Source organism: Streptomyces sp. NPDC107528 (assembly GCF_055639295.1).
Genome location: NZ_JBVKAV010000008.1, coordinates 75992 through 89888 on the forward strand (window position 1 = coordinate 75992; position 13897 = coordinate 89888).

16 protein-coding genes are annotated in these 13897 nt (G+C 68.1%); 12 read left to right on the plus strand and 4 right to left on the minus strand.

Annotated elements, in window-relative coordinates:
* Nucleotides 1–59: 59 nt before the first annotated feature.
* Nucleotides 60–1418, minus strand: coding sequence for a nicotinate phosphoribosyltransferase (locus tag ACZ7L5_RS25195; protein ID WP_471518965.1), 1359 nt, complete (start codon nucleotides 1416–1418; stop codon nucleotides 60–62).
* 109 nt (nucleotides 1419–1527) lie between these two features.
* Here ACZ7L5_RS25195 and clpS point away from each other — a divergent pair, with 109 nt between their 5' ends.
* From clpS to ACZ7L5_RS25235, 8 genes are all read left to right on the plus strand, one after another.
* Nucleotides 1528–1845 (plus strand): ATP-dependent Clp protease adapter ClpS, encoded by a 318-nt coding sequence (gene clpS, locus ACZ7L5_RS25200; RefSeq protein WP_471518967.1) that lies wholly within the window; start codon nucleotides 1528–1530, stop codon nucleotides 1843–1845.
* Between the two features lie 56 nt (nucleotides 1846–1901).
* A complete protein-coding gene (locus ACZ7L5_RS25205; RefSeq protein WP_328881362.1) occupies nucleotides 1902–2510 on the plus strand; it encodes a DUF2017 domain-containing protein in 609 nt (202 codons plus the stop codon).
* A 428-nt stretch (nucleotides 2511–2938) separates the two neighbouring features.
* Complete coding sequence (locus ACZ7L5_RS25210) at nucleotides 2939–3349, plus strand: hypothetical protein (RefSeq protein WP_365059226.1); 411 nt, start codon at nucleotides 2939–2941, stop codon at nucleotides 3347–3349.
* A 686-nt stretch (nucleotides 3350–4035) separates the two neighbouring features.
* Entirely contained in the window at nucleotides 4036–5475 is a 1440-nt protein-coding gene (locus tag ACZ7L5_RS25215; protein WP_471518969.1) for an amino acid permease, read from the plus strand.
* A gap of 231 nt (nucleotides 5476–5706) precedes the next feature.
* Entirely contained in the window at nucleotides 5707–6129 is a 423-nt protein-coding gene (locus tag ACZ7L5_RS25220) for a M67 family metallopeptidase (RefSeq protein WP_328881364.1), read from the plus strand.
* A gap of 122 nt (nucleotides 6130–6251) precedes the next feature.
* Nucleotides 6252–6347, plus strand: coding sequence for a putative leader peptide (locus ACZ7L5_RS25225; protein ID WP_316959376.1), 96 nt, complete (start codon nucleotides 6252–6254; stop codon nucleotides 6345–6347).
* 112 nt (nucleotides 6348–6459) lie between these two features.
* Nucleotides 6460–6738: a MoaD/ThiS family protein gene (locus ACZ7L5_RS25230; RefSeq protein WP_328881365.1), complete on the plus strand. Its 279-nt coding sequence runs from the start codon at nucleotides 6460–6462 to the stop codon at nucleotides 6736–6738.
* A gap of 5 nt (nucleotides 6739–6743) precedes the next feature.
* Nucleotides 6744–7694: a PLP-dependent cysteine synthase family protein gene (locus ACZ7L5_RS25235; protein WP_383239337.1), complete on the plus strand. Its 951-nt coding sequence runs from the start codon at nucleotides 6744–6746 to the stop codon at nucleotides 7692–7694.
* Between the two features lie 63 nt (nucleotides 7695–7757).
* Here ACZ7L5_RS25235 and ACZ7L5_RS25240 read toward each other — a convergent pair whose 3' ends face one another.
* Nucleotides 7758–8222, minus strand: coding sequence for a type II toxin-antitoxin system PemK/MazF family toxin (locus ACZ7L5_RS25240; protein ID WP_471518971.1), 465 nt, complete (start codon nucleotides 8220–8222; stop codon nucleotides 7758–7760).
* 254 nt (nucleotides 8223–8476) lie between these two features.
* Between ACZ7L5_RS25240 and ACZ7L5_RS25245 the strand changes: the two genes are divergently transcribed.
* Nucleotides 8477–9229, plus strand: a complete 753-nt coding sequence (locus ACZ7L5_RS25245; protein ID WP_471518973.1) for an MBL fold metallo-hydrolase — start codon at nucleotides 8477–8479, stop codon at nucleotides 9227–9229.
* A 104-nt stretch (nucleotides 9230–9333) separates the two neighbouring features.
* Here the strand turns inward: ACZ7L5_RS25245 and ACZ7L5_RS25250 are convergent, their stop codons facing one another.
* On the minus strand, nucleotides 9334–10599 hold the full coding sequence (locus ACZ7L5_RS25250) for a PTS transporter subunit EIIC (RefSeq protein ID WP_362382996.1): 1266 nt from the start codon (nucleotides 10597–10599) through the stop codon (nucleotides 9334–9336).
* A gap of 187 nt (nucleotides 10600–10786) precedes the next feature.
* Nucleotides 10787–12079, minus strand: coding sequence for a PTS transporter subunit EIIC (locus ACZ7L5_RS25255; protein WP_471518975.1), 1293 nt, complete (start codon nucleotides 12077–12079; stop codon nucleotides 10787–10789).
* A 150-nt stretch (nucleotides 12080–12229) separates the two neighbouring features.
* Between ACZ7L5_RS25255 and ACZ7L5_RS25260 the strand changes: the two genes are divergently transcribed.
* The 3 genes from ACZ7L5_RS25260 to ACZ7L5_RS25270 all read left to right on the plus strand — a co-directional run bounded on the left by ACZ7L5_RS25260 (nucleotide 12230) and on the right by ACZ7L5_RS25270 (nucleotide 13874).
* Nucleotides 12230–12463, plus strand: a complete 234-nt coding sequence (locus tag ACZ7L5_RS25260; RefSeq protein ID WP_328881371.1) for a PTS sugar transporter subunit IIB — start codon at nucleotides 12230–12232, stop codon at nucleotides 12461–12463.
* Nucleotides 12464–12584: 121 nt separating this feature from the next.
* Nucleotides 12585–13322: a ribonuclease PH gene (rph, locus tag ACZ7L5_RS25265; RefSeq protein WP_391402086.1), complete on the plus strand. Its 738-nt coding sequence runs from the start codon at nucleotides 12585–12587 to the stop codon at nucleotides 13320–13322.
* Nucleotides 13323–13469: 147 nt separating this feature from the next.
* Entirely contained in the window at nucleotides 13470–13874 is a 405-nt protein-coding gene (locus ACZ7L5_RS25270) for a hypothetical protein (protein WP_471518977.1), read from the plus strand.
* Nucleotides 13875–13897: the final 23 nt, after the last annotated feature.

Below are 13897 nucleotides of genomic sequence, written 5' to 3' on the forward strand. Positions count from 1 at the left end.
AGAGACTTCGGGGGCGGTGCGGGAGGGGGCATGGAGTGAGCGCGCCGGGCGCACTCGCTTCACGACCCCGTCAGGCTCCCCGAGCGCCCGTTGACATATTCCGTCGGGATGACAGGTTCCCCGCGCGACAGCTGGGTCGCGGACAGCGGCAGGTTCGCGCGAGCGGCGGTGTGCCGGTCCCGTACGACGTCCAGCGACTCACGGGCCACCACGTCACCGCCCTTGACCAGCTCGACCAGCAGCTGCCGGTCGGCGAGAGCGTCCGGGACCGGCCCGGTGCCGACGACCTCGGCCTCCGCGACGCCGTACTCGTCGAGGCGCCGGGCCGCCCACTTGCGCCCGCCGATGGAGGTCTTGCCGCCCGTGGACTTCTTGGCGACCGGCACCATGGGCGCCGTCGGGTCGGTGGACTCCGCGCGGGCGACCAGCTTGTAGACCATCGAGCAGGTCGGATGCCCGGACCCGGTCACCAGCTGGGTGCCTACGCCGTACGCGTCCACCGGCGCCGCGGCCAGTGAGGCGATGGCGTACTCGTCCAGGTCGGAGGTCACGATGATCCTGGTGTCCGTCGCACCCAGCTCGTCGAGCTGCTGCCGGACCCGGTGCGCGACCAGCAGCAGGTCGCCGGAGTCGATCCGGACGGCGCCCAGCTCGGGTCCGGCGACCTCGACGGCCGTACGGACCGCCTCGGCGACGTCGTAGGTGTCCACGAGCAGCGTGGTGCCCCGGCCCATGGACTTCACCTGGGCCTGGAAGGCGTCCCGCTCCCGGTCGTGCAGCAGCGTGAAGGCGTGGGCGCTGGTGCCGACGGTGGGGATGCCGTAGCGGAAGCCCGCGGCGAGGTCGGAGGTGGAGGTGAAGCCGCCGAGGTACGCCGCCCGGGACGCGGCCACCGCGGCCAGCTCGTGGGTGCGCCGGGCGCCCATCTCGATGAGCGGGCGCTCACCGGCGGCCGACGACATCCTGGACGCGGCGGCGGCGATCGCGGAGTCGTGGTTGAGGATGGAGAGGATCACCGTCTCCAGCAGGACGCACTCGGCGAAGGTGCCCTCGACCCGCATGATCGGCGAGCCCGGGAAGTAGACCTCGCCCTCGGGGTAGCCCCAGATGTCGCCGGAGAAACGGTAGTCCGCGAGCCAGTCCAGGGTCTCCTCGTCGACGATCTTCCGCTCGCGCAGGAAGGCGAGGACGTCCGGGTCGAAGCGGAAGTTCTCGACGGCGTCCAGCACGCGGCCGGTGCCCGCCACGACGCCGTAGCGCCGCCCCTCCGGCAGCCGCCGGGTGAAGACCTCGAACACGCTCCGCCGCTCGGCTGTGCCCGCCTTCATGGCGGCCTGCAGCATCGTGAACTCGTACTGATCCGTGAAGAGCGCCGTCGAGGGAACATCCACCGGCAGCCCAAGGTCCGCTGTGTTCATGGAGATGGATGCTACCCCCATCTCGTCAGTTTGACGATTTCTGGGGCGGACGTCACAACAGGCGCGGTTGCGCAGCCCGTTTGTGCGACCACCCCCCTGCGGTGGCAGCATGGGCTCTGTGACGTCACCCGCTCCCCTAGAGATCGAACGCACCGAGTCGGCGGAGGAGGTCTTCGCCGTCCCCGAGCCGGACGTCCCCTGGGTCACCATCGTCCACAACGACCCGGTCAACCTGATGAGCTACGTGACCTACGTCTTCCAGTCGTACTTCGGCTATCCGAAGGACAAGGCCACCAAGCTCATGCTCGACGTCCACCACAAGGGCCGGGCGGTCGTCTCCAGCGGCAGTCGCGAGGAGATGGAGCGCGACGTGCAGGCCATGCATGGCTACGGTCTGTGGGCCACCCTCCAGCAGGACCGCAAATGACCGCTCGCCCGCAGCCCGGGAACCCCCGACAGGACCGGAAGTAGCGAACCTCCTCCATGCCAGGAACCTTCGAACCGCTCCCCGGCGGCGGTGCGGCCGTCGCCCTCGACGACGTCGAGATCTCCATCATCCGGTCGCTGGCCGTCCAGCTCCTGGAGCTCATCGGCCCCGGCCCCGCCGAGGACGCCCCCGACGACCCGCTCGCCGAGCTGTTCAACGACGGGCCGAGCGAACCGCCCGCCGACCCGGTCCTCAAGCGCCTCTTCCCGGACGCCTACGGCGACCCCGAGGGCACCCCGCAGGCCAAGGAGGCCGAGGAGCAGCGGGCGTACTCCGCGGAGTTCCGCCGCTACACCGAGAACGACCTGCGGGCCGGCAAGCGCGACAACGCGCTCACGGTGGTCCGCTGCCTGGACGGGCTCAGCACCGCCTCCGCCGGTGAGGGGGGAGCGGTGCTCAAGCTCTCCGTCGAGGAGTCCCAGCAGTGGCTCGGCGCCCTCAACGACCTGCGCCTGGCCATCGGCTCCCGCCTGGACATCGCCGACGAGGACGACACCGACCTGCTCTACCGGCTCCCGGACGAGGATCCGCGCAAGCCGATGGTGATGGCCTATCTGTGGCTGGGCGGGCTGCAGGAGACGCTGGTCGGCACCCTGATGCCGTGACTTCCTGACGGGAGGCCCCCGCCGGCTTCCTGGCGGGAGGGTTCCCGCCCGGCGTGCTTCCGCCCGGCTCGGGGCGATGGCCCGACCGCACCACCGCCCTCACCCAACACCCCACCCCACCAGCCGACGACCACCACGGTCACCGGCCGTCACCTCACGCCCAAGATCATCACCCTCGGTGGTCGCGGTGAATGTTCGCATTCTGTGAAGCTCAGCGGAACCTCAATTCCGGATAACGAACAGGATTCGAGGTGTCCAACTAGCGACCGCATTCGACGATCTTCATCCTCTTTGCGAGTGATTTACCTCACTGGTGGTCGCCGTCTCGCGTGATAAATATTTCGCTACGCCGACGATCTTCAAAAGCCGCAAGCTTTGTGAATCTCGTGGAGGCGCAATTCATCTCCTAATTGATAATGGAGTCCTTCATGCCCAAGAGGTTGCTCGCGAAGGTGGCGGCGCTGTCGGCCGTTCCTGTCATTGTGCTGGGCGCCAGCACTCCCGCTTTCGCCGCGAACCAGAACGTCAATCTGTACGTGAACTCCGTCCTCCGCGGCAGCCTGTACTTCTACGAAGACGGAGACAGGTTCGGACTCTGGGACGACAGTGCGGACGGTCACGGCACGCGGGCGTATGTGGAGTACTGGCGGGATCCCGCCATCACTTATTACCCTCTCGCCTCCTGGTACAACGGGGCGGGAGCGCATAACTCGGTCTACAAGACCGTGGACCTCAATACCTCGGACACCTACAGGATGAAGGTGTGCACGGTGGACGGCTCCGGCGACACCACTCCGGTGAATTGCTCGTCTTGGAAGGTTTTCCAGGCTTCTTCGTAGTCATGGTGAGCACGTGAGTGTGCCGGTCATCGCGCCGTAATGCGCGTTTCCATGCCGCCACGAATGCATCGAATGCATCGAAGCTCCGGTTTGACGCGGTGACCGATCTCCTGGTCGCCTCGAATCACTGGAGCTTCGATGTGCCGTCGGCCTCGGTCGTTCACGTGTGTTTCTCCGCCGGCGCAGCTGAGGGCGGTGGGTCCCCAAGCTGTCGACCGAGGAGTCCCAGCAGTGGCTCGGCGCCCTCGGCGCCCCGCACCTGGCCGCCGACTCCGCCTGGAGATCACCGACGAGGGCGATGTCGACCTGCTCCACCGGCTCCCGGACGCCACGCATCACGTGGTTTGTGACGCTCTTGTAGTGGAAAGTGACGGTTCTGTGTTCGCTCAGAGGACGCTCAAATCCGAATAACGATCCCGTCAACGCCGCCGCCTGATTCGGGCGGTAGCGGTGCGTTTGTCTGGTTCTTCTTGTGTGATGCGCCACATGTCATGAAGCCGATCGCTGTTACGGCCGTGATAAATCTTCACGACCGCCCGGGGCGAACACCACCCGAATGTTCGGCCGGGTGCGCCACATGGCCGACGGATCGTCGGCCGGGCACAGCTCCAGCAATCCGGGGGGATCGAGACCCGATCCGAGGCCGACGAAGGGCCCGGGTCGGCATGGAGAAAGGCGCACTACACATGACCTCTTCGAAGGTCACTGACGCGACGGCCACGGGTGCCCCGGAAGAGGGGTACGAGCGAGGTCTCGGCAGCCGACAGGTCCAGATGATCGCGATCGGCGGCGCCATCGGCGTCGGCCTGTTCATGGGTGCCGGAGCGAACATCGCCAAGGCCGGCCCCAGCATCATCCTCATGTACGCCCTCGCGGGTGTCGTTATCTTCTTCATCATGCGGGCCCTGGGTGAGCTGCTCCTGTACCGGCCCGTCTCCGGCTCCTTCGCCGAGTACGCCCGCGAATTCCTCGGCCCGTTCTTCGGCTTCGCCACCGGCTGGACGTACTGGCTCATGTGGGTGGTCACCGGCATGGCCGAGCTCACGGCCGCCGCGATCTACATCCACTTCTGGTTCCCCGAGATCCCGCGGTGGGTCAGCGCCCTGGTGTTCCTGGTGGTGCTCTTCGGCGTCAACCTGATCTCCGTCAAGATCTTCGGCGAGGTCGAGTTCTGGTTCTCGATGATCAAGGTCACGGCCATCATCGGCATGATCGTCATCGGCCTCGGCGTGCTCACCCTCGGCTTCTCCGACGCCGGTGACACCGCCACCGTCTCCAACCTCTGGTCGCACGGCGGCGTCTTCCCGAACGGCATCGGCTCCAGCCTGATGACGCTCCAGGGCGTCATGTTCGCCTACCTCGCCGTCGAGCTCGTCGGTGTCACCGCGGGCGAGTCCGAGAACCCCGAGAAGACCCTGCCCAAGGCCATCAACACGCTGCCCTGGCGCATCGTCGTCTTCTACGTCGGCGCGCTGCTGGTGATCCTCTCCGTCGTCAAGTGGACCGAGTTCTCGGCGGGCGAGAGCCCGTTCGTCCACGCCTTCGGCAAGATCGGCATCCCGCTCGCTGCGGGCATCGTCAACTTCGTGGTGCTCACCGCGGCCCTGTCGTCCTGCAACTCCGGCATGTACTCGACCGGCCGGATGCTGCGCGACCTCGCCTCCAACAGCGAGGCCCCGCAGGCGTTCGGCAAGCTCACCGCCCGCAAGACGCCCGCCGTCGGCATCTCGGTGTCCGTGGCGCTGATGGGCATCGGCGTCGTGCTGAATTACGTCGTCCCGGAGAAGGCGTTCCTCTACGTCACCTCCGTCGCCACCGCGGCAGGCATCTGGACCTGGATGATGATCCTCGTCAGCCACATCCGCTACCGCGCCGCGGTCGACGCCGGCCGGCTGCGCGCCTCGTCCTTCCCCGCTCCCGGCGGTGCGCTGTTCAGCTGGGTCGCGCTCCTCTTCCTCATCGGCGTGACCTTCATGATCGCGTACGACAAGGACGCGCGGGTCTGTCTGTACGTCGCGGCAGGCTGGGCCGTCGCCCTGGGCGTCGGCTGGTCGATCCTCAAGAAGCGCAACCCGCAGCTCACCGCTCGCGGTGGCGACGAGCCGGAACTCGAGAAGGTCGGCTAGGCGCTTCACTGAAGGGGCCGCAAAGGGCCGTCGGTCGTCTGCGGCTCCGACGTGGCTTGTCGCGCAGTTCCCCGCGCCCCTTAGGGGCGTTGCCGAACTGCTTGTCCAGGACGTCCCGCCGTCGGGAGCACTCGTGGCGCTCCCGACGGCTGCCGCTCAGGGCGTCCGGTATATGGGCCGCTCCGTACCATCCCTCGGTACGGAGCGGCCCCTCTGTCTATCCTGACGAGCATGCTGACCATCACCCAGGCCCTCGTCGACCAGATCGTCGCCCACGCGCGCAAGGACCACCCCGACGAGGCGTGCGGCGTCGTGGCGGGCCCGGCGGGCTCGGACCGCCCCGAGCGCTTCATCCCGATGCTGAACGCGGCGATGTCGCCCACCTTCTACGAGTTCGACTCGGGCGATCTGCTCAAGCTCTACCGCGAGATGGACGACCGCGACGAGGAGCCGGTGGTCATCTACCACTCCCACACGGCCACCGAGGCCTACCCCTCGCGCACCGACATCTCCTACGCCAACGAGCCCGGCGCGCACTACGTCCTGGTCTCCACCGCCGACACCGACGGCCTCGGCGAGTTCCAGTTCCGCTCCTTCCGGATCGTCGACGGCGAGGTGACGGAGGAGGAGGTCAAGGTCGTCGAGGCGTACTGAGCCGGGCGGACCGCGGCTCACTGAGCCGGTCTGAACAGCACGGTCTCACTCCCCGGCCGTAAAGCGTCCGCGATGTGGGATCACATTCCAAAAGCCGGACCGGGAATCGATACGATGACCCCATGGTTTTCCACGACGTGAGCGAGAAGACGCCGGGCATGCTGCTCGTGGCGCGGCTGCACGTCGACCTGTGCAGGCTCGCCAGCGCCATCTGTTGACGCTGCCCCTGCCGCCGTACGGCCGTGAGCCGCGGCGCCTCACACGCACCACCCCCGCTGTACTTGCGCTGCCGCGCGCCCGACTGACTACTCCCGACAGGAGCCCTGAGCCATGGCCATCGAGGTCCGCATCCCCACCATCCTCCGTACCTACACCGACGGTCAGAAGGCGGTGGAGGGCAGTGGTGACACCCTCGCCGAGCTGTTCACCGACCTCGAGACCCGGCACGCGGGCATCCACGCCCGCATCGTGGACGATGGCCAGCTGCGCCGCTTCGTCAACGTCTACCTGAACGACGAGGACGTCCGCTTCCTCGACGGCATCAACACCAAGGTCGCCGACGGCGACAACGTCACGATCCTGCCGGCCGTGGCCGGCGGCATGGCCTGATCCACATGCGCTACGACTCCCCGCTCGCCGCGGTGGGCAACACCCCTCTGGTGCGCCTGCCGCGGCTGTCGCCGTCCGAGGACGTCCGCATCTGGGCCAAGCTGGAGGACCGCAACCCCACCGGCTCGGTCAAGGACCGCCCCGCTCTGCACATGATCGAGCAGGCGGAGAAGGACGGCCGTCTCACCCCGGGCTGCACGATCCTGGAGCCGACCAGCGGCAACACCGGCATCTCCCTGGCGATGGCGGCGAAGCTCAAGGGCTACCGGATCGTCTGCGTGATGCCCGAGAACACCTCGCAGGAGCGCCGGGACCTGCTCGCCATGTGGGGCGCGGAGATCATCTCCAGCCCCGCCGCGGGGGGCTCCAACACCGCCGTACGGGTCGCCAAGGAGCTGTCCGCCGAGCACCCCGACTGGGTGATGCTCTACCAGTACGGCAACCCCGACAACGCGGGCGCCCACTACGCCACGACCGGCCCGGAGATCCTCGCCGACCTCCCCTCGGTCACCCATTTCGTCGCCGGCCTCGGCACCACGGGCACCCTGATGGGCGTCGGCCGCTATCTGCGCGAGCACAAGCCGGGCGTGAAGATCGTCGCCGCGGAACCCCGTTACGACGATCTCGTCTACGGCCTGCGCAACCTCGACGAGGGCTTCGTACCCGAGCTGTACGACGCCTCCGTCCTGACCACCCGCTTCTCGGTCGGCTCGGCCGACGCGGTCACCCGCACCCGCGAGCTGCTCCAGCAGGAGGGCATCTTCGCGGGCGTCTCCACCGGAGCCGCCCTGCACGCGGCGATCGGCGTGGGCAACAAGGCGCTGAAGGCCGGCGAGAGCGCGGACATCGTGTTCGTCGTCGCCGACGGCGGCTGGAAGTACCTCTCGACCGGCGTCTACACCGCGGCGACGACCGAAGAGGCCATCGAGACGCTCCAGGGGCAGCTCTGGGCGTGAGCCGGTCGGCACGATCGGCCGGCTCGGGGTCCGCGAGGCCCTGACGGGGCGAGTGACGGCGCCCTATGTGGCGAGGTGACGGACCTGGTCCCAGACGACCGGGTCCATCACCCCCACCCGCCGCCGGAAGTCCGACACCGGGACGTCCCGCAGCTCGCCCGTCTCCAGGAAGCTCGCCCGCCCACGGGTGTCCCCGACCGAGCCCGGCGGCAGCGGAATGACGCCGTACCGCTCGTCCCGGTACTTACTGGTGATCTTCGCGACCGTGACCCGCTTCCCGCGCACCGCGAGCACCAGACAGGGCCGGTCCTTCGCGCCCGGCCCGTCCTCGTAGGGCACGTTCGCCCACCAGATCTCCGCGGGCTCGGGACGAGCGGTGCTGCGCCCCCGGGTACGTCCCCCGGGCCGCGCCGGAGGCCGGGTCCGCCGCCCCTCGGGCCGTCTTCCCCGCCCCCACCCGTCCACGAGCGTGGCGATGAGCGCGAGCAGTACCACCGCCGCGAGGGCGAGCCACCAGGACGTGTCCATGGGCACGAAGGTACCGGCGCGCGCCCACTCCGCGCGCCGTCACTTCCGCCTCATGCGCCCCCACAGCCCTAAAAGCGTGGGAGGCACCCCCACCGCATCCAGCCGAACGCGTGACACCACAGGTGAGTTCGCCCACAACAGCCCTTGGCGGAGGAGCGACCAAAGGTTTTGCGCCTTACGCTCGACAAACCGCACGACCCCCGACGCCAAACTTCTCGATCTTCTCATTTTCCGCCAGCGGAGGTTTCTGTTTCATGAAGCTCACCGTCGTCGGCTGCTCGGGGTCGTTCCCGTCCGCGGAATCGGCCTGCTCGAGCTACCTCGTCGAGGCCGACGGCTTCCGGCTGCTTCTCGACATGGGCAACGGCGCCCTGGGCGAGCTGCAGCGCCACTGCGGTCTCTACGACCTCGACGCGATCTTCCTCAGCCATCTGCACGCCGACCACTGCATCGACATGTGCGCGTACTTCGTGGCGCGCTACTACCGGCACGACGGCGGTCGCTGCGACCCGCTCCCGGTCTACGGACCCGAGGGCACGGAGCACCGGCTGACCACCGCCTACGCCGACACCCCCACCGCCTCGTCCATGAGCGAGGTCTTCGACTTCCACACGGTCAAGCCGTCCACCTTCGACATCGGCCCGTTCACGGTGCACACGGAACGCGTGGCCCACCCCGTCGAGGCGTACGGCATCCGGATCGAACACGGTGGAAGGACGCTGACCTACTCCGGCGACACCGGCGTCAGCGCGGCCCTGGACGAACTGGCCCGCGACGCCGACCTGTTCCTGTGCGAGGCCGCCTTCACGCACGGCAAGGAGAACATCCCCGACCTGCACCTCAACGGCCGCGAGGCGGGTGAGTCGGCAGCCCGCGCGGGCGCCCGCCGTCTGGTCCTCACCCACATCCCGCCGTGGACCGACCCCCAGGCCAACCTGGCCGACGCGCGTGAGGTCTACGACGGTCCGGTGGCGCTCGCGGCGCCCAGGCAGACGTACGAGATCTAGCCCGGTCGGGCACCGGCCCGCACGGGGGTTCAGGCCCGTACGCGCCCGAAGGCCCCGGAACTCATCGGTTCCGGGGCCTTCGTCGTCGCTACCAGGCCGACCGGCTACTTCGCCTCGGCCTTCTGGAGTTCGGCGAGCTCCTCGTCGGACTCGCGGCCCGGCGTCGGCAGGTTGAACTTCGTGATCGCGAAGCGGAAGACCACGTAGTAGACCGCGGCGAAGCACAGACCCACCAGGGCCAGGCCCCACGGGTTGGTCGCGATGCCGAGGTTCAGGCCGAAGTCGACCGCGCCGGCCGAGAAGCCGAAGCCGTCCTTCATGCCGAGTGCCCAGGTCAGCGCCATGGAGACACCGGTCAGCACCGCGTGGATCGCGTACAGGACCGGCGCGATGAACATGAAGGTGAACTCGATGGGCTCGGTCACGCCGGTGACGAACGAGGTCAGCGCGAGGGAGAACATCATGCCGCCGACGACCTTGCGGCGCTCGGGGCGGGCGCAGTGCACGATCGCCAGACACGCGGCAGGCAGGGCGAACATCATGATCGGGAAGAAGCCGGTCATGAACTGTCCGGCCGTCGGGTCACCGGCCAGGAAGCGGGCGATGTCGCCGCTCTTGCCCTCGTACTCGCCCGCCTGGAACCAGGGGAAGGAGTTCAGCAGGTGGTGCATGCCGATCGGGATCAGCGCACGGTTGGCGACACCGAAGATGCCGGCGCCGACCGCGCCCGAACCGACCAGCCACTCACCGAAGTTGTGCAGACCAGTGCCGAGGACGGGCCAGATGTAGCCGAAGACGATGCCGATCAGCAGACCCGCGAAGGCGGACAGGATCGGCACCAGGCGACGGCCGCCGAAGAAGCCCGCCCAGTCGGGCAGCTTCGTGCGGTAGAAGCGCTGGTAGAGGAGGGCGACGACGATGCCCATGACCACGCCGCCGAGGACCTTGGCGTCCACCGCCTGCTCGACCATGACGATCTTGCCGTCGACTATGGCTTCCTTCTTGGGCAGGCTGCCGTCGGTGAACGTGCCCAGCACGTTCTTGAAGACCAGGTAGCCGACGACCGCCGCGAGCGCGGTCGAGCCGTCCGACTTCTTCGCGAAGCCGATCGCGATGCCCACCGCGAAGAGCAGGGCCATGTTGTCGAGGATGGCGTTGCCGCCGGCGGTCATGAAGCCCGCGATCTTCGTCAGGAAGGCGGGGTACTCCGGGTCGCCGAGCATGTCGGCGTTGCCGAAGCGGACCAGCAGTGCGGCGGCGGGCAGCACAGCCACCGGCAGCATCAGGCTGCGGCCGATGCGCTGCAGGACAGCCATCGCGCCGGCGCCCTTCTTCTTGTCGGCCGCGGGAGCGGCGCTGGCCGTGGTCACAACTTCCTCCAGAGGGCATGGCGCCGCCCGGGGAAAAAGGCTGGGGACGGCGGCGTCTCATCGCCATGCGGAAACGCCGCATGGTCTACACCACTTAGTGGTGTAGACCTGTTGTAGCACGGTGAAGGGCGGATAAGGAACCCGCGATTTCTGTGACGAATCGGCTACGCCGCCCCCGGCCAACCGGCTACGCCTTCGTCGCGTCCTCGACCTCCTCGTCCGGCTCCCTGCCCGGCGTCTTGAGATCGAACTTCGTGATCGCGAACCGGAAGATCGCGTAATAGACGACGGCGAAACACAGACCGATGGGAATGATCGCCCAGGGTCTCGTCGCCAGATTCCAGTTGATGATGTAGTCGATCAGCCCGGCCGAGAAGCTGAACCCGTCATGGACCCCCAGCGCCCAGGTCACCGCCATCGACACACCCGTCAGCAACGCGTGCACCGCGTACAGCAGGGGCGCGATGAAGAGGAACGAGTACTCGATCGGTTCCGTGATGCCGGTGACGAAGGACGTCAGGGCCACCGACGTCATCAGACCGCCGACCTCCTTGCGGCGCTCGGGGCGGGCGCAGTGGGTCATGGCCAGGGCGGCGGCCGGCAGAGCGAACATCATGATCGGGAAGAAGCCCGAGGTGAACTGACCGGCGTCCGGGTCGCCCGCGAGGAACATGTTGATGTCGCCGTGCACGACCTCGCCGTCGGGCGTGGTGTAGGTCCCGAACTGGAACCAGATGGGCACGTTGAGGAACTGGTGCAGGCCCACCACCAGCAGTGCGCGGTTTGCGATGCCGAACACTCCCGCGCCCCATGCGTCCAGGTCGCTCATCCAGTCGCTGAAGCTCTCCAGCGCGTCACCGATCGGCGGCCAGACCCACAGGCACAGCACCGCGAACACGATCGCCACGAACGCCATGATGATCGGGACGAGACGCCGCCCGTTGAAGAAGCCGAGCCAGTCCACCAGCTTCGTACGGTGATACCGGGCCCAGAAGAACGCGGCCAGCAGGCCGATGACGATGCCGCCGAAGACGCCGGGGTTCTGGTACTCGAAGACGGTCACCGTCCCGTCCTCCACCTGGCAGCCGACGTTCGGGACCGCCGTCGAGCCCCCCGGGCAGTCCTCCGGGAACTCGCGCAGCACGGTGTAGTAGACGAGGAACCCCACGACCGCCGCCAGCGCCGTCGAGCCGTCGGCCTTCTTCGCCATGCCGATGGCCACGCCCACGCAGAAGAGCAGCGGCAGACCGAGCGAACCGTCGAGCAGCGCGCTGCCCGCGCCGTCCATCACCTTCGAGACGTTGTCCCAGCCGAGCCCCTCGTCGCCGAACACGTCCGGCTGTCCGAGCCGGTTGAGGATACCGGCGGCGGGCAGAACGGCGATCGGGAGCTGAAGGCTGCGGCCCATCTTCTGCAGGCCCTGGAACGCGGTGTTCCAGCGGGCGCGCGCCGGGCTGATGGCGGAGCTGTCGGCACTCATGGACGCCCCTCGGTAAGGTGGTGTAGACCAGTTGTCGGACGGTTCCGCTGTCGTGAACGTCATCCTTCGGCACGTACGGCATGACCGCTCGCAAAGATGGGCCAACTGTGGGTTACTGCGACAAAGCGGTTCGGATCAGGGAGAAGGAACATGGCCAGCAAGGCTGAGAAGATCGTCGCCGGGCTCGGTGGCATCGAAAACATCGAGGAGATCGAGGGCTGCATCACCCGGCTCCGTACCGAGGTCAGCGACCCCTCGCTGGTGAACGAGACCGCCCTGAAGGCCGCCGGCGCCCACGGCGTCGTGAAGATGGGCACCGCCATCCAGGTCGTCATCGGCACCGACGCCGACCCGATCGCGGCGGAGATCGAAGACATGATGTGAAGCGCGGGCATCGTCCCGGGCCTCGGCCCCTGACGGACCCTCCGCTTCACCCCTGAGGGCCCCTTCCCACCACGGGAGGGGCCCTTCCGCAACTCGGGCTAGGCTCGACGCCATGTCCTCAATGCCTCGAATCGACGGCCGCACCCCCGAACAGCTCCGCCCGGTCACCATCGAACGCGCCTGGAGCAAGCACGCAGAGGGCTCCGTCCTCGTCTCCTTCGGCGACACGAAGGTCCTGTGCACCGCCTCCTTCACCGAAGGCGTCCCGCGCTGGCGCAAGGGCAGCGGCGAGGGCTGGGTCACCGCGGAGTACGCCATGCTGCCCCGCGCCACCAACACCCGCGGCGACCGCGAATCCGTCCGGGGCAAGATCGGCGGCCGTACGCACGAGATCAGCCGCCTCATCGGCCGCTCCCTGCGCGCGGTCATCGACTACAAGGCCCTCGGCGAGAACACGATCGTCCTCGACTGCGACGTCCTCCAGGCCGACGGCGGCACCCGCACCGCCGCCATCACCGGCGCCTACGTCGCCCTCGCCGACGCCATCGCCTGGGCCCAGGGCAAGAAGCTGATCAAGCCCGGCCGCAAGCCGCTCACCGGCACCGTCAGCGCCGTCTCGGTCGGCATCGTCGCCGGCGTGCCGCTCCTCGACCTGCGCTACGAAGAGGACGTGAAGGCCGACACCGACATGAACGTCGTCTGCACCGGCGACGGCCGCTTCGTCGAGGTCCAGGGCACCGCCGAGGCCGAGCCCTTCGCCCGGGAAGAGCTCAACTCCCTGCTGGACCTGGCGGTTTCGGGCTGCGGGGAGCTCGCGGACCTGCAGCGCAAGGCCCTTGATACGGTCCTCGAAAAGTAAAGGACGCACCAAGAGCAGTTGCGGCTTCGGGCAACCGTGCCGCCGTTCCTGGCGTCACTAGGGGTACGGGCGTACGGCACACCGCTGTGCGCCCGGCCAATGCACAACGGGGGCCTGCGAGGCCTGAGCAGGGAGGGAACGTCAAGCATGGCCACGAGCCGACGCCGCCGGAGCCGAATCGCCATAGCCGCCGCAGCCATTGCGGCAGTCGGGCTGACGGCCGGGCTGACCACCGGCTGCGATGCCGTCAACAAGGCGCTGGACTGCGTCAGCACCGCCGACGCCATCGCCGACAGCGTGACGGAACTCCAGCAGGCCGTGGAGAGCGCCGCGAACGACCCGACGCAGCTCGAGGAGTCGCTGACCTCCATCGACAAGAACCTCGACAAGCTCGGCGACAAGACGGACAACGCCGACGTCAACAAGGCGGTGGACGACCTCCAGCAGGCCGTCACCAACGTCCGCGACTCCGTCAAGAACGGCGACGAGACCCCGGACATCAGCCCCGTCACCGACGCCGCGGGCGAGCTGACCAAGGTCTGCACGCCGTAACGCTGCGCTGACTGGGCGGGTGC